Raw genomic sequence first — 19,462 nt, 5'->3', positions numbered from 1 at the left:
ATGAGCGGAATTCTCGAGGGCAAGCGCATCCTCATCACGGGTGTGCTGATGGAGTCCTCCATCGCTTTCCACACCGCCCGGCTGGCCCAGGAGCAGGGCGCCGAGGTCATCCTCACCGCGTGGCCGCGGCCGTCGCTGACCGAGCGCATCGCCAAGAAGCTGCCCAAGCCGGTCAAGGTGATCGAGCTCGACGTCACCAACGACGAGCACCTCGCCCGCCTGGAGGGCCTCGTCCGCGACGAGCTCGGCGGCCTCGACGGCGTCGTGCACTCCATCGGCTTCGCCCCGCAGGACGCCCTCGGCGGCAACTTCCTGAACACCCCGTTCGAGTCGGTCGCCACCGCCATGCACGTCTCGGCGTTCTCGCTGAAGTCGCTGACCATGGCCTGCAAGCCGCTCTTCCCGGCGGAGGGCGCGGCCGTCGTCGGCCTGACCTTCGACGCGCAGTTCGCCTGGCCGCAGTACGACTGGATGGGCCCGGCCAAGGCCGCCCTGGAGGCCACCAGCCGCTACCTGGCCCGCGACCTGGGCAAGGAGAACATCCGCTGCAACCTGGTCTCGGCCGGCCCGCTCGGCTCGATGGCCGCGAAGTCCATCCCGGGCTTCTCCGACCTGGCGGACACCTGGAACCACCGCTCCATGCTGGAGTGGGACATGAGCGACCCGGAGCCCACGGGCCGCGGTGTCGTCGCGCTGCTCTCGGACTGGTTCCCGAAGACCACCGGCGAGATCGTCCACGTGGACGGCGGCCTGCACGCGATGGGTGCCTGATCCCAGGACCGCCCTCCCGTACCGCGGCGATGGCCGCGCCCTCCTTCCGGAGGGCGCGGCCATCGCCGTTTTCCGTCGTGTTCGACCGGATGTCCGAGCCCGGGGTGGATCCACCCGAGTCGAAAACCGGGACAGATACCTGCAAAATGACCATGCCGGGATCTTCCCGGTGTGTCCGGGGAGGAGGTACGGGTGCGCGCGAGGCCGAGCCGAGCGGTATCGCTGCTGGTCACCTCAGTGTTCCTGACCGGCCTCCTGGGCCCCGGAGCCCTCGCCCAGCCCGGCGTACGGGAACCCGCCCCCGGCCCCGAAGCGGCCGGCCGGGCCGTCGTGCACCTCGACGACATCCCCGCCGAGCCACCCGTACGGCCCGCGCGGCCCCCCGTCCTGGAGCTGTTCGGCGCCGACTGCGACACGCGGATCACCGGCTCCACGGTGGTCGCGTCCTGCCACAACGGCTACCCCGAGACCGACCTGCTCCGCCTGCACGTCGAGTGCGAGCGCTGGTGGGACGTCGACGCGGACGCCGCTCTCGTCCCCCTGGACCCGGCCGGCCGCACCCGGCTCACCGGCCGCTGCTGGAAGGAGGTCCGCACGGCCTGGGTGAGCCACCAGCGCACCCCCGAAGGCCCGTAGGCCGCGCCCTTCGGACCGGGCCCGGGTCGGGCCGGGATCAGGCCGGGGCCTTGCCCAGGCAGACGAAGGGGTAGCCCGCGGCCTCCGCCGCGGCCGTGTCCCCGTCCCCGCGCCGGATCGCCTCGATCAGCCGGGCGTGGTCCAGGTGGTCCGCAGGGTTCAGCTCGGTGCCGACGTCCGTCCGCAGCCAGTCCGCGACCAGATCGCCGAGGTCCGCGTACAGCTCGATCAGCACGTCGTTGTGCGAGGCCGTCACCACCGCCATGTGCAGGCTCACGTCCGCCGCCACGAACAGCTCCGCGTCCCCGCTCGCCCACGCCTCCTCGCGCCGCGCCAGCAGCGCGTCCAGCTGGACGAGGTCCCGGCCGGTCCGCCGCTCCGCCGCCAGCCGGGCCGCCGAGGACTCCAGCGTCGAGCGCAGCTCCGCGATGTGCCGCGGGTCGGCCCCGGCGAAGCGCCGGTGCATCACCCCGGCCAGCTCGCTGGTGGCGAGCACGTACGTACCCGAACCCTGGCGGATGTCCAGGAGCCCGTTGTGCGCGAGGGCCCGGACCGCCTCCCGCACGGTGTTGCGTGCGACGCCCAGCAGCTCCACCAGCTCGGGCTCGGTGGGGATCCGGCTCCCGACCGGCCACTCGCCGGAGGTGATCTGGTTCCTCAGCTGGGCGATCACCTGGTCGACGAGCGCGGATCGCCGGGGCGAGGTCAGCGGCATGGCGGGTGGAATCCCCTCGGGGTCGGCCGGAGCGGCGACGGACGGAGCCGTGCGGAACGGTTCCGGACTGGACAACCAATCATCCCATGATTCTATGATGGCTGGATGCACGACGAAGACATCCAGACCATGAACCGCCCCGCGGTCGCGAACGGCGCCTCCACCGCCCTGCCCGCACCCGCCGACGCCGCCCCCCGGTGGCTGGGCCCGGTGCTCGTCGTCGGAATCGTGCTGGCCGCCCTCAACCTGCGGCCCGCCATCACCAGCCTCGGAGCCCTCTTCGAAGAGGCCCGCACCGGCCTCCACATGAGCGGCGCCGTCGCCGGGCTCATCACCTCGGTCCCCGCCCTCTGCTTCGCCGTCTTCGGCGTCACCGCCCCCCGGCTCTCGCGCCGCTTCGGCCCGGCCGCCGTCGTCTGCGCCGGCATGGCCGCCGTCGCCGCCGGCCTGCTGATCCGCCCCTTCACCCACGCCGCCGCCGGGTTCCTCGCCGCCAGCGCCCTGTCCCTGGCCGGCATAGCCCTGACCAACGTGCTGCTCCCGGTGATCGTCAAGCGCTACTTCCCGGACCGGGTCGGCACCATGACCGGCCTCTACTCCATGGCCCTGGCCGCCGGCACCTCCCTCGCCGCCGCCGCGACCGTCCCCCTCACCGGCGCCCTCGGCGGCAGCTGGCGCACCGGCCTGCTGATCTGGGCCGTCCTCGCCGTCGCCGCCGTACTGCCCTGGCTGCCGATCGCCGCCGCGGGCCGCCGCGAGAAGGCCGCCGCCCCCGCCGCCGCGGCCGGGGCCACCGGCCCCTCCGTCGTCCGCAGCCGCACCGCCTGGGCCCTGGCCTGCTACTTCGGCCTCCAGGCCACCGGCGCCTACGTCACCATGGGCTGGCTCCCGCAGATCTTCCGCGACGCGGGCGTCTCGGCCTCCACCGCCGGAGTCCTGCTCGCCGTCACCATGGTCATGGGCGTCCCCCTGGCCTTCGTCATCCCCGGCCTCGCCGGACGGATGCGCAACCAGGGCGCCATCGCCGCCGTCCTCGGCCTCTTCGGCCTCGCCGGCTACCTCGGGCTCTACCTCGCCCCCGCCGCCGGAGCCTGGGCCTGGGCCCTGCTGCTCGGGATCTCCAACTGCGCCTTCCCCCTCGTCATCACCATGATCGGGCTGCGCGCCAAGTCCCCGGCCGGGGTCGTCAAGCTCTCCGCCTTCGCCCAGAGCACCGGATACCTCATCTCCATCCCCGGACCCCTGGTCATCGGCACCCTCTACCAGCACAGCGGCGGCTGGGACATCCCGCTGGCCCTGATGGCGGCCCTCCTCGTCCCCCAGATCGCCCTCGGCGTCCTCGCCGGCCGGGACCGCACGATCGAGGACGAATGCGGCATGGGAGACTGAACGGCATGTCGCCCGTACTCGAACCCAACCCCCCAAACGGCCACAAGAAGCTCGGCCTCGTGCTCGGCGCGATGCTGCTGGTGACCATCGTCATCGCGGTCGTCGCGACCGTCGCCTCCCCCTGACACCACGGCCCGGGGGAGGGTGGGGATAACCCCACCATCCCCTAGGGGGCCAGGTTCAGGGTCGCCTGGGGTGTGCCCCGGATGGGAACCCGCCCTTCGGATCCATAGATTCGAAGGAGAGCGAGCCCGTCCCACCCGCACACCCACGGAGGCGGCCATGTCGGCCCCCGCGCACCTTCCCGCCCCCCGCACCACCGCCCCCGACACCCGGCTGCACTGGTGGACGCTGGCCCTGCCCGCGCTCGCCTTCGGCCTCCTCCTGCTCCTCCTCGCCGGCTCCGGCCAGGCGCACGCCGCCACCGACGGGGGCTCCGCCCTCGTCCAGGTCACCCACCAGCTGCTGCGCGCCGTCGGCTGAGCCGCGTGCGCCGGGCACGCCCCACCGGGGCGCGGAGGCCCTCCAACACCCTGCGCCCGGTGGCTCGTTTCGTGCGAAGCTGGGGGCCATGAGCGCCGACACACCCCGCAGGATCGCCCTCCTCCGGCACGCCAAGGCCGACTGGCCGCAGGTGTCCGACCACGAACGCCCGCTGGCGGAACGCGGCCGCAAGGACGCGCCCGCCGTCGGACTGAAGCTGGCCGAAACCGGCATCCCCTTCGACCTGGCCCTCTGCTCCACCGCCGCCCGCACCCGCGAGACCTGGAAGCTCGCCGTCCAGGAGCTCCCGTCCCGGCCGAAGACCTCGTACGAGGAGCGGATCTACGAGGCGTCGCCCGGCGAGCTCATCGCCCTGCTGAACGAGACCCCCGACGAGGTGTCCGACCTCCTCGTCATCGGCCACAACCCCGGCATGCACGCCCTCGCCGACGTCCTGTCCGGACGCTCCGAGGGCGACGCCCTGGCCCGGATGACCCGTACGGGCTTCCCGACCGCCGCGCTGGCCATCGTCTCCTTCACCGGCACCTGGAAGTCCCTCGAACCGGGCGCCTGCACCCTGCTGGACTACTGGACGCCCAAAGAGCACTGAGCCCGCCACGACGCGCGCCCGGCCGGAAGGACCCGGCCGGGCGCGGTACGTGCGTACGTCCGTACGGGGTCAGGCCAGGTCGGCCGCTTCCACTTCCTCCCGCGTGACGCCGAGCAGGTACAGCACGGCGTCCAGGAAGGGGACGTTCACGGCGGTGTGCGCGGCCTCGCGGACCACCGGCTTGGCGTTGAAGGCCACACCCAGCCCGGCCGCGTTCAGCATGTCCAGGTCGTTGGCGCCGTCACCGATCGCCACCGTCTGCGACAGCGGCACCCCGGCTTCCCCGGCGAAACGGCGCAGCAGCCGGGCCTTGCCCGCCCGGTCCACGATCTCCCCGGTGACCCTGCCGGTCAGCTTCCCGTCGACGATCTCCAGGGTGTTCGCCGAGGCGAAGTCCAGCCCCAGCCGCTCCCGCAGGTCATCCGTGACCTGCGTGAACCCGCCGGAGACCACGCCCACCTGGTAGCCCAGCGTCTTCAGCGTCCGGATCAGGGTCCGCGCGCCCGGCGTCAGCCGCACCTCGGAACGGACCTTGTCCACCACCGACACGTCCAGCCCCGCCAGCAGCGCCACCCGGGCGTGCAGGGACTGCTCGAAGTCCAGCTCGCCGCGCATGGCCCGCTCGGTCACCTCGGCGACCTCGGCCTCGCAGCCGGCGTGCGCGGCGAAGAGCTCGATGACCTCGTCCTGGATCAGGGTCGAGTCCACGTCCATGACCACCAGCCGCTGCGCCCGGCGGTGCAGCCCGGCCGAGACCACGGCCACGTCCACCCCGATCTGCGCGGCGGTGGTGGCCAGTGCCGTGCGCAGCGGCTCGGTCTCGACGCCGGAGACGGCGAACTCGACCGCCGTCACCGGGTACTTGGCGAGCCGGAAGATGCGGTCGATGTTTCCGCCGGTCGCGGTGATCCGGGCGGCGATGGTGGCGGTGGACTCGGCGGTGAGCGGGTGCCCGAGGACCGTGACGTGGGAGCGGCCGCTGCCGCGCGGCCGGTTGTCACCGGTACCCGAGATGATCTCCGCCTGCAGTCTGAGCGACTCGGCCCAGCTGTGCACGGTGGCGCGCAGCTCGCCCTCGGAGCCGGCGGCGGGCTTGGTGACGAGGGCGCACAGGACGATGCGGCCGCGGGTGACGACCTGCTCGATGTCGACGACATCGACGGAGTAGGCGGCGAGGGTGTCGAACAGCCCGGCGGTGATCCCGGGACGGTCCTTGCCGAAGATCTTGACGAGGAGGGTGGGGACGTCGGAGGTCTGCGAAGCGCTCATGGTGCCCACACCGTATCTTCCCGCCCGCCTCTCCCGGATCCCCGTCCCATGTTCTGAACGCGTCGCCCCCCACGCCGGCCCGCCTCGGAGGAAGGCGTGCGCGCCGTGCGAGAACCCTGTGAAGGATCGCCCGGGCGAGAAGTCCCGTATCGCACTCTCCGGGTGCCTTTCACCCCTGCCGGCGGCCGCCCACGGCCGCCCGCGGAAGGCCCCGATTCCACATGTGGCCGCAGGCCTGAAATAGTTCCACCGGATGTTCGCCATCCCTAGACTCCCTGACGTCGTTCTCCCTGGACGCCAGGGGGATTCTCGGGGGACCTTAAGTGGGGCTGGAGTGCCGGAACTCGTACTGGAATTGAACGGAAGGACCTGGACGCTCGATCCGTCCAGGTCGTACTCGCTGGGGCGCGATCCCCAGGGAGACGTGGTGATCGATGACGCCAGGGTGTCGTGGCGGCACGCCACCATCAGCTGGAACGGCCGGGGTTGGGCCCTTGAGGACCACGGCAGCACCAACGGCACGTACGTGCACGGCGCGCGGGTCCAGCAGACGGAACTCGTGCCCGGCACGCCGGTGCACCTGGGCAACGCCACCGACGGCCCGCGGCTGAATCCGAGCGCCGCCCAGGCGCAGCAGCCGGCCTATCAGGCCCCGGCGCAGCAGCAGGCGTACCAGGCCCAGGGCCAGGCCCCGGCCCAGCAGCAGCCGCGGCAGCAGCCCGCCTGGGACCAGCAGCCGCAGCAGCAGCCGTACGTGCCGCAGCAGCAGGGCGGCGGCGCCGGTGGCGGCATTCCCGCGCAGCAGGGGGCCGCGGCCCCCGGGTACGCCGGGGACCACCGCAGCCCGACGACGTTCCACCAGATCGCCGTCGGCCGCGTCATGCGCATCGGCCGCGCCCTGGAGAACGAGCTCGTCGTCTCCGACCTCCAGGTCTCGCGCCACCACGCGGAGTTCCGCTCCACCGGCGGCCGCTTCGAGATCCACGACCTCGGCAGCCACAACGGCACCTACGTCAACGGCCAGCCGCTGCCCAAGTCCGGCACCGCGCTCCTCGGCCCGAACGACATCGTCGGCGTCGGCCACTCGACGTTCAAGATCGTCGGCGACCGGCTCGAGGAGTTCGTCGACACCGGTGAGGTCTCCTTCTCGGCCCGCCACCTCACGGTCACCGTCGACGGCGGCAAGCAGATCCTCAAGGACGTCACCTTCGGCGTCCCGGAGAAGTCGCTCATCGGCGTCATCGGCCCCTCCGGCTCCGGCAAGTCGACGCTCCTGAAGGCGCTCACCGGCTACCGGCCCGCCGACCAGGGCGACGTCCTCTACGACAACCGCAACCTGTACAAGCAGTTCGCGGAGCTCCGCCAGCGCATCGGCCTGGTCCCGCAGGACGACATCCTGCACAAGGAGCTGAAGGTCTCGACCGCCCTGAAGTACGCGGCCAAGCTCCGCTTCCCGGGCGACACCGCCGAGTCCGAGCGCGCCGCCCGCGTCGACGAGGTGCTGCGCGAGCTCAAGCTCGACATCCACAAGGACAAGAAGATCACCTCGCTCTCGGGTGGTCAGCGCAAGCGCGTGTCCGTGGCCCTGGAGCTGCTCACCAAGCCGTCGCTGATCTTCCTGGACGAGCCCACCTCCGGCCTCGACCCGGGCATGGACCGCGACGTCATGCAGCTGCTGCGCACCCTCGCCAACGACGGCCGCACGGTCCTCGTCGTCACCCACTCCGTGGCGGAGCTGGGGCTGTGCGACAAGCTGCTCGTCATGGCCCCGGGCGGGTCCGTCGCCTACTTCGGCCCGCCGGACGAGGCGCTGAACTTCTTCGGCTACACCACCTGGGCCGACGTGTTCTCCGCCTTCGAGAACTACCGCGAATACGACTGGGCCGGCCGCTGGAAGGGCTCGCAGCACTACCAGCTGTACGCCGCCGACCTCGACGCGGTCGCCCCGCAGCAGGTCGCGATGGCCCCGCAGCAGATGATCCCGCCGAAGCCGCAGGGCTGGGGATCGCAGCTGTGGACGCTGATGCGCCGCTACGTCTCGGTGATCGCCTCCGACGTCGGCTTCCTCGCCCTGATGGTGCTGATGCCCGCCGTCCTGGGCGTGGTGTCCATCGTGATCCCCGCGAAGTTCGGCCTCGCCCCGCCGACCCCGCCGTCGCGCTTCAACGGCGACGCGGGCACGATCATGCTGATCCTCGCGGTCGGCATGTGCTTCTCGGGAGCGGCCAACTCGGTCCGCGAGCTGATCAAGGAACGGGTCATCTACGAGCGGGAGCGCGCGACCGGCCTGTCCCGGTCCGCGTACCTCATGTCGAAGGTGATCGTCCTCGGCGTGATCACCGCCCTCCAGGGCGTGATCATCTGCGCCATCGCCTTCACCCCGCGCAAGCTGCCCGCCGAGGGCCTCTTCATGAACCCGGCCGTCGAACTCTGCATCTCGGTCACCGCGCTCGGCTTCACCGCCATGATGTTCGGCCTCGTCATCTCCTCGCTGGTGAAGACCGCCGAGAAGACCATGCCGCTGCTCGTCATGTTCGCCATCGTCCAGGTCGTCTTCACCGGCATCCTGTTCCAGCTGTACGACAAGATCGGCCTGGAGCAGTTCGCCTACCTGATGCCGTCCCGCTGGGCCATCGGCGCCGCCGGCACCACCCTGAACCTGGGCAAGCTCATGGCGCCCTGGGACCCGCAGAACCCCACCAACACCGACCCGCTGTGGGACCACACCGCCGGCCAGTGGTTCCTGGACGTCTTCGTCCTGCTGGCGCTCGGTGTGATCTGCGGCTTCGCCGTGGCGCGCCTGCTGCGCCGCCACGAGCCCGAGGTCATGCGCAAGTAGCGGGCGGGTCCGCCAGGACCGCGCACGCGCACGAACGCCTCAGGGCGGCCCCCGGAAGTCCGGGGGCCGCCCTGAGGCGCATGGGGGGCGTGCGGTGCCTAGTAGGCGCTGTTCACGTTGTCCATCGAGCCGTAGCGGTCGGCGGCGTAGTTGCACGCGGCGACGATGTTCGCGACCGGGTCGTACAGGTCGAACTTGGTGCCCTTGACGTGGTACGTGTTGAAGGTCGGCTGGATGACCTGGAGCAGGCCCTTCGACGGGATGCCGTTCTTCGCGTTGATGTCCCACAGGTTGATCGCGCGGGGGTTGCCGCTCGACTCGCGCATGATGTTGCGGTGGATGCCGGAGTAGCTGCCCGGAATGCCCTCGCGCTTCATGATGAAGAGCGCTTCCTTGATCCAGCCGTCGAGGTTGTTCGCGAAGACCGGCGTACGGGCCGCGGAACGGCTGGCGGCTTCCTTGGCCTCGCGGTCCTTCTTCGCCTGCGCCTCGGCCGCGGCCTTCGCCGCGTCCTTGGCCTTCTGGTCGGCGACGGCCTGCTGCGCGCCGACGTGCTTCTGCACGGACTCGGTCCAGGCGACCGGAGCGGCCTCGAACGTCTGGGCCTGAGCGGTCTCGGTACCGGCGGGGACGAGGGAGAAGGCGAGGGCGGCGGCACCGAGGGTGGCGACACCGGCGATCGACAGCTTGTGTGCCTTCGTCAGACGATAGTGACCGGGAGTGCTGGAAGCAGACATGCGGGGCAACCTCTTCGAATAGCCGGGGCCGCAGGAAAGCGCCGCTCGGATCCGGGATCCGCGGCGCTGTGCGACGGCAGCCATTCTTAGCGGCGGCAAAATCGCCTGGCAAAGGTGTGACGTACGATCCCCGTTAGTGGATCAGGGCCTCCCGCCGACGCGGGATTTCCACCCCCGCCGCTAGGCGCAGCAGCACTCACGGAGTCTTTATCCGTCCACTACGCGGCTTCGTAAGTGACGTGCGTCCTATGCCGGGGCTCACACCGGCCGGGCGGCTGCCTCACCCTGAGTTGCGACCGCAATTCAATGCGTGAGCGAACTCCGCCTTACGGACGAGGCGAGCGTCCGCCCCCTCATACCCAGGGCAGAGGAGCGGCCCCCGGACCCCCTCCCGAAGCCGTACGCCCCCGGGACGCGGGACCTACGTCCGACGCCCGATCCCGCAGGTCAGGGCCGCCGGTACGGTGACCCCATGCACAACGGACCCGCTACGGGAGGACTGGCGGCCGTCAGCACCGCGCTGCTCGCCATGAGCCGGCGGCTGGAGGTCCACGACGTCCTGCGCACGATCGTCGCCTCCGCCCGCGAACTGCTCGACGCCGAGTACGCCGCCCTCGGCGTCCCGGACGACCACGGGGGCTTCGCCCAGTTCGTCGTGGACGGCATCAGCGAGGAGCAGTGGCGCCGCATCGGCCCGCTGCCCCGCCAGCACGGCATCCTCGCCGCCATGCTCCACGAGGAGACCCCCGAGCGGCTCGCCGACGTGCGCGACGACCCGCGCTTCGGGGGCTGGCCCGCCGCCCACCCCGAGATGTCCGGCTTCCTCGGCCTGCCCATCAGGGACGGGGAGGAGAACCTCGGCGCCCTCTTCCTCGCCAACAAGAACGGCCCCGGCGGCTTCACCGACGAGGACGAGGCGCTCCTGTCCCTCCTCGCCCAGCACGCGGCCATAGCCCTCACCAACGCCCGCCTCTACGAGCGCAGCCGCGAGCTGACCATCGCCGAGGAGCGCTCCAGGCTCGCCCACGAGCTGCACGACGCCGTCAGCCAGAAGCTGTTCTCCCTGCGCCTGACCGCCCAGGCCGCAGCCGCCCTCGTCGACCGCGACCCGGCCCGGGCCAAGGGGGAGCTCCAGCAGGTCGCCGCGCTCGCCGCCGAGGCCGCCGACGAGCTCCGCGCCGCCGTGACCGAGCTGCGGCCCGCCGCCCTGGACGAGGACGGCCTCGTCCACACCCTGCGCGACCACGTCCGCGTACTCGACCGCGCCCACACCGCGCGCGTCACCTTCACCTGTGACGGCGTACGGGCCCTGCCCGCCGCCCAGGAGGAGGCACTGCTGCGGGTCGCCCAGGAGGCCCTCCACAACGCCCTGCGGCACTCCGGCGCGGACCGCGTCGAGGTCACCCTGGCCCGCACCCCCGCGGGCGGCGCCGTCCTGCGCGTACGGGACTGGGGCCGGGGCTTCTCCCCTTCCACCGTCCGCACGGCCGGCCGCCACCTCGGGCTCGTCTCCATGCGCGACCGGGCCGGCGGCGCCGGAGGACGGCTGGAGGTCCGCTCGGAGCCCGGTGAGGGCACCACGATCGAGATGGAGGTCCCCGGTGGCTGACACCCCCGGCCGCGGCCGGATCCGCGTCCTGCTCGTCGACGACCACCAGGTGGTCCGCCGCGGCCTGCGCACCTTCCTGGAGGTACAGGAGGACATCGAGGTGGTCGGAGAGGCCGCCGACGGGGCGGAGGGCACCGCCCGCGCCGAGGAACTGCGGCCCGACGTGATCCTCATGGACGTCAAGATGCCCGGCACCGACGGCATCGAGGCCCTGCGGCGGCTGCGCGACCTGGAGAACCCGGCCCGGGTCCTGATCGTCACCAGCTTCACCGAACAGCGGACCGTCGTCCCCGCACTGCGGGCCGGCGCCGCCGGATACCTCTACAAGGACATCGACCCCGACGCCCTGGCCGGAGCCATCCGCTCCGTGCACGCGGGACACGTCCTGCTCCAGCCGGAGGTCGCCGAGGCCCTGCTGGCCGCCCAGGACGACCAGAGCGGCCCCGGCGGCCGCCCCGGCTCGCTGACCGACCGCGAACGCGAGGTCCTCGGCCTCATCGCCGACGGCCGCTCCAACCGGGAGATCGCCAGGACGCTCGTGCTGTCCGAGAAGACGGTCAAGACGCACGTCTCGAACATCCTGATGAAGCTGGACCTCTCCGACCGCACCCAGGCCGCGCTGTGGGCCGTACGGCACGGCATCGCGGAGTGACGGGCCGATCCGAATAGTGGGCCGATCCGAGTAATGGGCCGATCCGAGATTCATACGGTCGGGTGTATGTAGCCCACATGGCGTATCCCGGGCCGGAGGACGCCGTTCTCCATGGCGTGCCGCGACGGCTGGTCGCGGCAGACGTACTGGAGGACGAGAACGTGAAGAACTTCAAGAAGGCCGCAGCCGTCACCATGATCGCGGGCGGCCTCGTCGCCGCCGGCGCCGGTGTCTCCTCGGCGCACGGCGGTGCGTCCGCGGAGGGCGAGGCCCTGAACTCGCCCGGCGTGGCCTCCGGGAACCTGCTCCAGGTCCCCGTGCACGTCCCCGTGAACGTGGTCGGCAACACCGTCAGCGTGATCGGCCTGCTCAACGGCGCCTGGGGCAACACCGGCGTCAACGCCTGACCCCCGGCCCCAGAAAACGGCCCCGCTTCCACCTCTCCCCGGGAAGCGGGGCCGCGGCACATCCGCACCCGGACGGCTAGAGCGCCTCCACCGCCGAGTTGTACGCCGCCACCAGCGCCCGCCGGGCGACCCGCTCCACCGGCCGCAGCGCCTCCGCCCGCGCCGCCATCTCCGAGGCCGCCACCGCGCCCCCGTGCCCGCGCTCGTACGCCAGCGACACCATCAGGTCCACCCGCTGCGCCAGCGCCAGCACCCGCACCGCCCGCGCCGGGTACCCGGGCGCCAGCGCGTCCCGCCCCGCCTCCGCCCGCGCCCGGTACGCAGACAGCGCCGCCTGGGCCACCGGCCCCGACGCCGCCACGTCCAGCCGGGTCAGCACCACCGTCGCCTCCCGCAGCGCCTCGGCCAGCTCCCGCTCCGCCTCGCCCAGCGACGGCACGTCCGCCGGCGGGGCCTCCCGCACCGCCAGGCAGTGCCACACCACCGAGACGTGCACGTCACCCGCCGGGCCCGCCTCCGTGACCTCCGGCACCAGCCCCAGCGCGGCCCCCGCGCACACCACCGCCTCCTCGGCCTCCAGCGCCCGCGCGTTGAACTCCGGCGGCCCGCTCAGCCCCAGCGGATGCCCCGCCACCGGCAGCGCCACCCGCAGCCCGGTCACCCCCAGCGCCCGCAGCCGCCCCAGCGCCAGCGTGAGCCCCACCGGCCCCGCCTCACCCGGCAGCCCGGCGACCCGGTGCACGGCGTCCTCGCCCACGATCGACAGCGCCGCCTCGTCGGGCGAGACCAGACCTGCCAGCAGAGCGTTCCCCCAGGCGGCCAACCGCCCTGAACGTGGTTCGAAAAGCATCCCCCCACTCTACGGATCCGCCCCCCGACCCGGCCTGGCGCCCGGAGCCCGCTCGGAGTGGCGTAGGTTTTCCCCTGGGGCCGCGCCTACAGGCGCGCACAGAGAACCGTGACTGCAAGGGGTGACAACACGCTCATGAGCGATGTTCTGGAGCTGGTGGACGTATCCGTGGTCCGCGAGGGCCGGGCTCTGGTGGACCAGGTCTCCTGGTCGGTCAAGGAGGGGGAGCGCTGGGTCATCCTCGGCCCCAACGGCGCCGGCAAGACCACGCTGCTGAACCTCGCCTCCAGCTACCTCTTCCCCACCAAGGGCACCGCCACGATCCTCGGCAGCACCCTCGGCAAGCCCGGCAGTGACGTCTTCGAGCTGCGCCCGCGCATCGGCGTCGCCGGCATCGCGCTCGCCGACAAGCTCCCGAAGCGGCAGACCGTCCTGCAGACCGTGCTCACCGCCGCCTACGGCATGACCGCGACCTGGCAGGAGGAGTACGAGGACATCGACGAGCAGCGCGCCCGCGCGTTCCTCGACCGCCTCGGCATGACCGACTACCTCGACCGCAAGTTCGGCACCCTCTCCGAGGGCGAGCGCAAGCGCACCCTGATCGCCCGCGCCCTGATGACCGACCCCGAGCTGCTCCTCCTCGACGAGCCCGCCGCCGGCCTCGACCTCGGCGGCCGCGAGGACCTCGTCCGCCGCCTCGGCCGCCTCGCCCGCGATCCCATGGCCCCGTCCATGGTCATGGTCACGCACCACGTCGAGGAGATCGCCCCCGGCTTCACGCACGTCCTGATGATCCGGCAGGGCAAGGTCGTCGCCGCCGGCCCCATCGACCTGGAGCTGACCTCCCGCAACCTCTCCCTCTGCTTCGGCCTCCCGCTCATCGTCGACCGCAACGAGCACGACCGCTGGAGCGCCCAGGGCCTGCCCCTGCGCTAGGCCCGGCGTCAGGCCCCGACGTTCGCGCCCTGTCCGGCCGCGCCCGCCCGACCTACCATGACCATGTGGACATCGACGCATGGGTGTGGTGGCTCATCGGCGCGGTCGGACTGGGCATCCCCCTGGTCCTGACCGCCCTGCCGGAGTTCGGCATGTTCGCCGTCGGCGCGGTCGCCGCGGCCGTCACCGCGGCCGTCGGCGGGGGAGCGGTGGCCCAGGTCCTGGTCTTCGTCATCGTGTCGGTCGCGCTGATCGCCGTCGTACGGCCCATCGCCAACCGCCACCGCGACCAGCGGCCCCAACACCGCAGCGGAATCGAGGCGTTGAAGGGAAGATCCGCCGTCGTCCTCGAACGGGTCGACGGCAGCGGCGGCCGCATCAAGCTGGCCGGCGAGATCTGGTCCGCCCGTACCCTCGACTCGGACACCAGTTTCGAACCCGGCCAGTCCGTCGACGTCGTCGACATCGACGGAGCGACCGCGGTCGTCATGTGACAAGCAGCCCACCCGCGGCCCCGGGGTCTGCGAGACTCCGAGCAACGGGGCAGCACAGACAGCCGGAAGGGCACGGGGAACCACATGCAACCGATCATCATCGTCCTGATCATCCTGGTGGTACTGGTCTTCATCGCCCTGGTCAAGACGATCCAGGTGATCCCGCAGGCCAGCGCCGCCATCGTCGAGCGGTTCGGCCGCTACACCCGCACCCTCAACGCGGGCCTCAACATCGTCGTCCCGTTCATCGACTCCATCCGCAACCGGATCGACCTCCGCGAACAGGTCGTCCCCTTCCCGCCGCAGCCGGTCATCACCCAGGACAACCTGGTCGTCAACATCGACACCGTCATCTACTACCAGGTGACCGACGCCCGCGCCGCCACGTACGAAGTGGCCAGCTACATCCAGGCCATCGAGCAGCTCACCGTCACCACCCTGCGCAACATCATCGGCGGCATGGACCTGGAGCGGACCCTCACCTCCCGCGAGGAGATCAACGCAGCCCTGCGCGGGGTCCTCGACGAGGCCACCGGCAAGTGGGGCATCCGCGTCAACCGCGTCGAGCTGAAGGCCATCGAGCCGCCGACCTCCATCCAGGACTCGATGGAGAAGCAGATGCGCGCCGACCGCGACAAGCGCGCCGCGATCCTCCAGGCCGAGGGCGTCCGCCAGTCGGAGATCCTGCGAGCCGAGGGCGAGAAGCAGTCCTCCATCCTCCGCGCCGAAGGTGAGGCCAAGGCCGCCGCCCTCAAGGCCGAGGGCGAGGCCCAGGCCATCCGCACCGTCTTCGAGTCCATCCACGCCGGCGACGCCGACCAGAAGCTCCTCGCCTACCAGTACCTGCAGATGCTCCCGAAGATCGCCGAAGGCGACGCCAACAAGCTCTGGATCGTGCCCAGCGAGATCGGGGACGCACTCAAGGGCCTCTCGGGCGCCATGGGTAACTTCGGCCCCCTCGGAGGCGGTTCGACGGGCTTCAACCCGCAGAACCCCGGCAAGGGCATTCCCGCCCAGGACACCCCCGCCGAGCGGCGCGAGCAGCCCCCCATCGACTGACGAGACCACCCCTCGTGCATGATCAGTGAGGCCCCTCGACCTTCACGGCGGGGAGGCGACTCACTCACGCAAAGGGGATGGCTCCGTCCATGTCCATGTCCATCTGGGAATCCCTCGCGGTCTTCGGCGCCGGAATCGGCGCCGGGACCATCAACACCATCGTCGGCTCCGGCACCCTGATCACCTTCCCGGTACTCCTCGCCACCGGCCTGCCCCCGGTCACCGCCAACGTCTCCAACACCCTCGGCCTGGTGCCCGGCTCCATCAGCGGAGCCATCGGCTACCGCAAGGAACTCCAGGGCCAGCGCGCCCGCATCGTCCGCCTCGGCTCCGTCTCCCTCGTCGGCGGACTCGCCGGCGCCATCCTGCTCCTGACCCTGCCGTCGGACTCCTTCGACACGATCGTGCCCGTCCTCATCGGCCTGGCCCTCGTCCTCGTCGTCCTCCAGCCCCGGCTCGCCGCGGCCCTGCGCCGCCGCCAGGAAGCGGCGGGACGCGATCCGGGCGGATCGGACGGCGGCACACCGCTCCTGGCCGGCATGCTGCTCTCCAGTGCCTACGGGGGCTACTTCGGCGCCGCCCAGGGAGTCCTCTACGTCGGACTGATGGGCCTGCTGCTCCACGAGGACCTGCAACGGATCAACGCCGTCAAGAACGTGGTCGCCGCGCTCGTCAACGGCATCGCCGCCGTCTTCTTCCTCTTCGTCGCCGACTTCGACTGGACGGCCGTCCTCCTCATCGCCGTCGGCTCCACCATCGGCGGCCAGATCGGCGCCAAGGTCGGCCGCCGGCTCCCCCCGACCGCCCTGCGCGGAGTCATCGTGACGGTCGGGATCCTCGCCATCGTCCAACTGCTGCTCCGCTGAGCGACGTAGAAGAAATACGCCGCCCCACGGGCCCGCGGGGACGCCGGACTACGCGGTGCGCGCCAGCCACTCCGGCAGCGCGTCCTCCCCGCCCACCCCCAGAGCCAGCAGCATCGCGTCCGCCGGAGAAGGCACGAAGGGCTTCCGCAGCAACGGCATCCCCGCCTCCTCCGGCGTCCGCGCCGCCTTGCGGTGGTTGTCCTCGGCACAGGAGGCCACCGTGTTCAGCCACGTGTCACCACCCCCCTGGGCCCGCGGCAGCACGTGGTCCACGGTCGTCGCGCGCTTCCCGCAGTACGCGCACCGGTGCTGGTCCCTGACCAGCACCCCCCGCCGTGACCAGGGAGCATGTCTTCGGAAGGGCACCCGCACGTACCGGCACAACCGGATCACCCGCGGCATCGGAAGCTCCATGGTGGCCGCACGCACACGCAGCTCGGGATGCGACTGTTCGACGACGGCCTTGTCCTGCAGAACCAGCACGACCGCCCGGTTCAGCGTCACCGTCGACAGCGGCTCGAAGCTCGCGTTCAGTACCAGCGTGTCCCGCATCTCGCCCACCTCCCGTGTGCAGGCCCGCGACCACCCTGGCGGCAAGGCCCGCAACCACTCTGGCCGCGCGCGCCACGCGGGACAACGCAATAAAAATGCCCGGTCCTGGCCTTCTTTAGACCAGGACCGGGCGAACAGCGGGAGAACGATCAACGCGCCGCGGGCGACTCGTACTCACCGATCAGCTGGGCACGGCCGAGCGCGTGGAACCGGAGGTGGAAACCGACCACCGCCGGCGAGGAGTCCTCGTCCGGACCCAGCTCCTCCCGGTCCACCGCGTACACGGTGAACACGTACCGGTGCCGCTCCCCGCGCGGCGGGGCGGCACCGCCGAAGTCGCGCGTGCCGTAGTCGTTGCGCACGTGCACCGCCCCCTCGGGCAGCCCCTCGAAGTCCCCGCTGCCCGCGCCGGCCGGCAGCGAGGTCACCGAAGCCGGGATGTCGAACAGCACCCAGTGCCAGAACCCGCTGCCCGTCGGCGCGTCCGGGTCGAAGCAGGTCACCGCGAAGCTCTTCGTCCCCTCGGGGAAGCCCTCCCAGCTCAGCTGCGGGGAGAGGTTCTTGCCCGTCAGGACCTGGGCCGCGTGCAGATCGGCACCGGGCGAGACATCCTCGCTGGTCACCGTGAAGGACGCCACCTCGGGGTGGAAGTCGTGCGGAAGGGGAGCCCTTTTCTGTTCGGCCACTGCTGTCCTCCTGGATCGGATGAGGGGTACCCGCCCGAGCCTAGAACCAGTTGCGCTGCGAACCGACCGAGGCGATCCACTGGTTCAGGTACGCCGCCCAGTCGGTCCCCTGGTACGACTGCAGACCCACCTGGAAGCAGCGGTAGGTGTCGCTGCCCTCGCTGAACAGCCCCGGCTTCTTGTCCATCTCCAGCACGACGTCCATCTCGTGGCCGTCCGAGACGAAGGTCAGCTCGACCTGGTTCAGACCCCGGTACTGCGACGGCGGCAGGAACTCGATCTCCTGGTAGAACGGCAGCGTCTGCCGGGTCCCCCGGATGTGCCCGCGCTCCATGTCCGCGCTGCGGAACGTGAAGCCCAGCTGCCCGAAGGCGTCCAGGATCGCCTGCTGCGCCGGCACCGGGTGCACGTTGATCGGGTCCAGGTCACCCGCGTCCACCGCACGCGCGATCTCCAGCTCCGTGCTGACCCCGATGTTCATCCCGTGCAGGTGCCGGCCGCCGAAGTGGGTCACCGGCGTCTCCGCCGGGATCTCCAGCCCGAAGGGCACCACGTGCAGCGCACCGGGCTGCACCTTGAAGGCACCGCCGAGGCGCTGCTTGGTGAAGACGACGTCCTGCTTGTACTCGCCGTCGCCGCCCTCCACCTCCACCCGCGCCTGGAGCCCCACCGACAGACCCTCGATCTGCTGCTCGACGGACCCACCCTGGATCCGCACCTCGCCCTGGACGATCCCGCCCGGCACCACGTTCGGCTCGGTGATGATCGTGTCCACCGACGCACCGCCGGCACCCAGGCTCGCGAACAGCTTCCTGAAGCCCATGCTCTCTCCCCTACACAGATATACGGATCCACTGACCCCTTACCACTGCGGAACCATAGGGCCCGGTTGCAGCGGCGCGCGTTCCACTACCCTCGACCGGATGAGCGCGCGCCCCGACCGTACGCCCCTGTCCCGGTCCTTCTTCGACCGCCCGGTCCTCACCGTGGCCCCCGACCTGCTCGGCAGGATCCTGGTCCGCCGCACCCCGGACGGCCCCATGGAACTGCGCATCACGGAGGTGGAGGCGTACGAGGGCGAGGCCGACCCCGGCTCCCACGCCTACCGCGGCCGTACCGCCCGCAACGCGTCGATGTTCGGCCCGCCCGGACACGCGTACGTCTACTTCATCTACGGCATGTGGTTCAGCCTCAACCTCGTCTGCGGCCCGCCGGGCCACGCGAGCGGTGTACTGCTGCGCGCCGGGGAGGTGACGGTGGGCGCCGACCTGGCCGCCAAACGCCGCCTTTCAGCCAGATACCCGCGTGAATTCGCCAAGGGGCCGGCCCGCCTGGCCACCGCCCTGGGCATCGACCGCTCCCTGGACGGGACGGACCTCTGCGCGGGCCCCGATTCCCCCCTGTCCCTGCTCGCCGGCACCCACACCCCGTCCGACCAGGTCGGCAACGGCCCCCGCACGGGCGTCGGCGGAGCCGGCGCGGCCCACCCCTACCGCTACTGGATCACCGGCGACCCCACCGTGAGCCCCTACCGGGCCCACGCGCCGCGCCGCCGCGCAACTTGACTCGATCTTGGGAGACGCCTAACGTAGCCCGAGCCGCTTGAACGGGTCGCTGTCTTCAGCAGCCCCCCGGAGCGGCCAAACCACTACCTACGACGTACCCCTGGCGGGGTCCTATTCGGCATGCCCGAATTCCCTGCCGACCGGCTCGATTATGAGTCGGCAGGGAAAAGCGTTAACGTAGTGACCACGCCGAAAGGGAAAGCGCGAAAGCGCAGGACCTGGAAAGCAAGCGAGAAAGACTCTGATAGAGTCTGAATCGCAAGAACGAAAGCCCGGAGGAAAGCCCCAGTAAGTGTTACTGCGGGTGAGTACAAAGGAAGCGTCCGTTCCTTGAGAA

Annotated in this window: 22 protein-coding genes; 15 read left to right on the top strand and 7 right to left on the bottom strand. The window is 71.3% G+C overall.

Going from position 1 to position 19,462, the window contains the following annotated elements:
* Both fabI and D1J60_RS37970 read left to right on the top strand, forming a co-directional pair.
* Entirely contained in the window at positions 1-771 is a 771-nt protein-coding gene (fabI, locus tag D1J60_RS08605) for an enoyl-ACP reductase FabI (protein ID WP_007263356.1), read from the top strand.
* 192 nt (positions 772-963) lie between these two features.
* Complete coding sequence (locus tag D1J60_RS37970) at positions 964-1,407, top strand: hypothetical protein (RefSeq protein ID WP_125595341.1); 444 nt, start codon at positions 964-966, stop codon at positions 1,405-1,407.
* 37 nt (positions 1,408-1,444) lie between these two features.
* Here D1J60_RS37970 and D1J60_RS08595 read toward each other — a convergent pair whose 3' ends face one another.
* Complete coding sequence (locus D1J60_RS08595) at positions 1,445-2,122, bottom strand: FadR/GntR family transcriptional regulator (RefSeq protein WP_125823929.1); 678 nt, start codon at positions 2,120-2,122, stop codon at positions 1,445-1,447.
* A gap of 105 nt (positions 2,123-2,227) precedes the next feature.
* On the opposite strand from D1J60_RS08595, the gene D1J60_RS08590 reads away from it, so the two are divergent.
* The 4 genes from D1J60_RS08590 (at position 2,228) to D1J60_RS08580 (ending at position 4,604) form a co-directional block, all read left to right on the top strand.
* Positions 2,228-3,511 carry an MFS transporter gene (locus D1J60_RS08590; protein ID WP_125820706.1) on the top strand — a complete coding sequence of 428 codons (1,284 nt, stop codon included), beginning with the start codon at positions 2,228-2,230 and terminating at the stop codon, positions 3,509-3,511.
* 5 nt (positions 3,512-3,516) lie between these two features.
* The gene (locus D1J60_RS38615; RefSeq protein WP_260614628.1) at positions 3,517-3,636 is read left to right on the top strand and encodes an SGM_5486 family transporter-associated protein; all 120 of its coding nucleotides are present in this window, start codon (positions 3,517-3,519) and stop codon (positions 3,634-3,636) included.
* A 157-nt stretch (positions 3,637-3,793) separates the two neighbouring features.
* The gene (locus tag D1J60_RS08585) at positions 3,794-3,994 is read left to right on the top strand and encodes a hypothetical protein (RefSeq protein WP_125820705.1); all 201 of its coding nucleotides are present in this window, start codon (positions 3,794-3,796) and stop codon (positions 3,992-3,994) included.
* 88 nt (positions 3,995-4,082) lie between these two features.
* Entirely contained in the window at positions 4,083-4,604 is a 522-nt protein-coding gene (locus tag D1J60_RS08580) for a histidine phosphatase family protein (protein ID WP_125820704.1), read from the top strand.
* Between the two features lie 69 nt (positions 4,605-4,673).
* Here D1J60_RS08580 and serB read toward each other — a convergent pair whose 3' ends face one another.
* Positions 4,674-5,873: a phosphoserine phosphatase SerB gene (gene serB, locus D1J60_RS08575; protein ID WP_125605625.1), complete on the bottom strand. Its 1,200-nt coding sequence runs from the start codon at positions 5,871-5,873 to the stop codon at positions 4,674-4,676.
* Positions 5,874-6,207: 334 nt separating this feature from the next.
* Here serB and D1J60_RS08570 point away from each other — a divergent pair, with 334 nt between their 5' ends.
* Positions 6,208-8,712, top strand: a complete 2,505-nt coding sequence (locus tag D1J60_RS08570) for an FHA domain-containing protein (protein ID WP_125820703.1) — start codon at positions 6,208-6,210, stop codon at positions 8,710-8,712.
* A 98-nt stretch (positions 8,713-8,810) separates the two neighbouring features.
* Here the strand turns inward: D1J60_RS08570 and D1J60_RS08565 are convergent, their stop codons facing one another.
* Entirely contained in the window at positions 8,811-9,449 is a 639-nt protein-coding gene (locus D1J60_RS08565; RefSeq protein ID WP_125820702.1) for a transglycosylase SLT domain-containing protein, read from the bottom strand.
* A 472-nt stretch (positions 9,450-9,921) separates the two neighbouring features.
* On the opposite strand from D1J60_RS08565, the gene D1J60_RS08560 reads away from it, so the two are divergent.
* From D1J60_RS08560 to D1J60_RS08550, 3 genes are all read left to right on the top strand, one after another.
* Positions 9,922-11,058: a GAF domain-containing sensor histidine kinase gene (locus D1J60_RS08560; RefSeq protein ID WP_125601071.1), complete on the top strand. Its 1,137-nt coding sequence runs from the start codon at positions 9,922-9,924 to the stop codon at positions 11,056-11,058.
* Positions 11,051-11,710: a response regulator transcription factor gene (locus D1J60_RS08555; protein WP_007263346.1), complete on the top strand. Its 660-nt coding sequence runs from the start codon at positions 11,051-11,053 to the stop codon at positions 11,708-11,710. The genes D1J60_RS08560 and D1J60_RS08555 overlap by 8 nt, the downstream gene beginning before the upstream one ends.
* Before the next feature lie 161 nt (positions 11,711-11,871).
* Positions 11,872-12,117 carry a chaplin gene (locus D1J60_RS08550; protein WP_042803098.1) on the top strand — a complete coding sequence of 82 codons (246 nt, stop codon included), beginning with the start codon at positions 11,872-11,874 and terminating at the stop codon, positions 12,115-12,117.
* Between the two features lie 76 nt (positions 12,118-12,193).
* Here the strand turns inward: D1J60_RS08550 and D1J60_RS08545 are convergent, their stop codons facing one another.
* A complete protein-coding gene (locus D1J60_RS08545) occupies positions 12,194-12,967 on the bottom strand; it encodes a hypothetical protein (RefSeq protein ID WP_125820701.1) in 774 nt (257 codons plus the stop codon).
* A 135-nt stretch (positions 12,968-13,102) separates the two neighbouring features.
* On the opposite strand from D1J60_RS08545, the gene D1J60_RS08540 reads away from it, so the two are divergent.
* From D1J60_RS08540 to D1J60_RS08525, 4 genes are all read left to right on the top strand, one after another.
* On the top strand, positions 13,103-13,903 hold the full coding sequence (locus D1J60_RS08540; protein ID WP_125601065.1) for an ABC transporter ATP-binding protein: 801 nt from the start codon (positions 13,103-13,105) through the stop codon (positions 13,901-13,903).
* A 65-nt stretch (positions 13,904-13,968) separates the two neighbouring features.
* Entirely contained in the window at positions 13,969-14,397 is a 429-nt protein-coding gene (locus tag D1J60_RS08535) for an NfeD family protein (RefSeq protein ID WP_125601062.1), read from the top strand.
* A gap of 84 nt (positions 14,398-14,481) precedes the next feature.
* Positions 14,482-15,456 (top strand): SPFH domain-containing protein, encoded by a 975-nt coding sequence (locus tag D1J60_RS08530; protein WP_125601060.1) that lies wholly within the window; start codon positions 14,482-14,484, stop codon positions 15,454-15,456.
* A 95-nt stretch (positions 15,457-15,551) separates the two neighbouring features.
* The gene (locus tag D1J60_RS08525) at positions 15,552-16,322 is read left to right on the top strand and encodes a sulfite exporter TauE/SafE family protein (RefSeq protein ID WP_125601081.1); all 771 of its coding nucleotides are present in this window, start codon (positions 15,552-15,554) and stop codon (positions 16,320-16,322) included.
* 48 nt (positions 16,323-16,370) lie between these two features.
* Here D1J60_RS08525 and D1J60_RS08520 read toward each other — a convergent pair whose 3' ends face one another.
* The 3 genes from D1J60_RS08520 to D1J60_RS08510 all read right to left on the bottom strand — a co-directional run bounded on the left by D1J60_RS08520 (position 16,371) and on the right by D1J60_RS08510 (position 18,383).
* The gene (locus tag D1J60_RS08520) at positions 16,371-16,874 is read right to left on the bottom strand and encodes an HNH endonuclease (protein WP_042800736.1); all 504 of its coding nucleotides are present in this window, start codon (positions 16,872-16,874) and stop codon (positions 16,371-16,373) included.
* 149 nt (positions 16,875-17,023) lie between these two features.
* On the bottom strand, positions 17,024-17,560 hold the full coding sequence (locus D1J60_RS08515) for a YbhB/YbcL family Raf kinase inhibitor-like protein (protein WP_125601056.1): 537 nt from the start codon (positions 17,558-17,560) through the stop codon (positions 17,024-17,026).
* A 40-nt stretch (positions 17,561-17,600) separates the two neighbouring features.
* Positions 17,601-18,383, bottom strand: coding sequence for a sporulation protein (locus tag D1J60_RS08510; RefSeq protein WP_125601053.1), 783 nt, complete (start codon positions 18,381-18,383; stop codon positions 17,601-17,603).
* Positions 18,384-18,483: 100 nt separating this feature from the next.
* On the opposite strand from D1J60_RS08510, the gene D1J60_RS08505 reads away from it, so the two are divergent.
* Positions 18,484-19,125, top strand: coding sequence for a DNA-3-methyladenine glycosylase (locus tag D1J60_RS08505; protein WP_125820700.1), 642 nt, complete (start codon positions 18,484-18,486; stop codon positions 19,123-19,125).
* The last annotated feature ends 337 nt before the right edge of the window (positions 19,126-19,462 follow it).

The sequence above is a fragment of the Streptomyces sp. W1SF4 genome, from assembly GCF_003950035.1.
In the GTDB taxonomy this organism is placed as follows: Bacteria; Actinomycetota; Actinomycetes; order Streptomycetales; family Streptomycetaceae; genus Streptomyces; species Streptomyces racemochromogenes.
The sequence above is the reverse complement of the archived record's forward strand: the minus strand, read 5'-3'. Positions and strand labels throughout refer to the sequence as shown.

Bases quoted from the DNA above. Each gene is read 5' to 3' on its own strand.
- D1J60_RS08595 (WP_125823929.1), bottom strand. From the start codon at position 2,122: ATGCCGCTGACCTCGCCCCGGCGATCCGCGCTCGTCGACCAGGTGATC.
- D1J60_RS08560 (WP_125601071.1), top strand. From the start codon at position 9,922: ATGCACAACGGACCCGCTACGGGAGGACTGGCGGCCGTCAGCACCGCG.
- D1J60_RS08525 (WP_125601081.1), top strand. From the start codon at position 15,552: ATGTCCATCTGGGAATCCCTCGCGGTCTTCGGCGCCGGAATCGGCGCC.
- D1J60_RS08590 (WP_125820706.1), top strand. From the start codon at position 2,228: ATGCACGACGAAGACATCCAGACCATGAACCGCCCCGCGGTCGCGAAC.
- D1J60_RS38615 (WP_260614628.1), top strand. From the start codon at position 3,517: ATGTCGCCCGTACTCGAACCCAACCCCCCAAACGGCCACAAGAAGCTC.
- D1J60_RS08545 (WP_125820701.1), bottom strand. From the start codon at position 12,967: ATGCTTTTCGAACCACGTTCAGGGCGGTTGGCCGCCTGGGGGAACGCT.
- D1J60_RS08520 (WP_042800736.1), bottom strand. From the start codon at position 16,874: ATGCGGGACACGCTGGTACTGAACGCGAGCTTCGAGCCGCTGTCGACG.
- D1J60_RS08540 (WP_125601065.1), top strand. From the start codon at position 13,103: ATGAGCGATGTTCTGGAGCTGGTGGACGTATCCGTGGTCCGCGAGGGC.
- fabI (WP_007263356.1), top strand. From the start codon at position 1: ATGAGCGGAATTCTCGAGGGCAAGCGCATCCTCATCACGGGTGTGCTG.
- D1J60_RS08510 (WP_125601053.1), bottom strand. From the start codon at position 18,383: ATGGGCTTCAGGAAGCTGTTCGCGAGCCTGGGTGCCGGCGGTGCGTCG.
- D1J60_RS08565 (WP_125820702.1), bottom strand. From the start codon at position 9,449: ATGTCTGCTTCCAGCACTCCCGGTCACTATCGTCTGACGAAGGCACAC.
- D1J60_RS08530 (WP_125601060.1), top strand. From the start codon at position 14,482: ATGCAACCGATCATCATCGTCCTGATCATCCTGGTGGTACTGGTCTTC.
- serB (WP_125605625.1), bottom strand. From the start codon at position 5,873: ATGAGCGCTTCGCAGACCTCCGACGTCCCCACCCTCCTCGTCAAGATC.
- D1J60_RS08585 (WP_125820705.1), top strand. From the start codon at position 3,794: ATGTCGGCCCCCGCGCACCTTCCCGCCCCCCGCACCACCGCCCCCGAC.
- D1J60_RS08580 (WP_125820704.1), top strand. From the start codon at position 4,083: ATGAGCGCCGACACACCCCGCAGGATCGCCCTCCTCCGGCACGCCAAG.
- D1J60_RS08505 (WP_125820700.1), top strand. From the start codon at position 18,484: ATGAGCGCGCGCCCCGACCGTACGCCCCTGTCCCGGTCCTTCTTCGAC.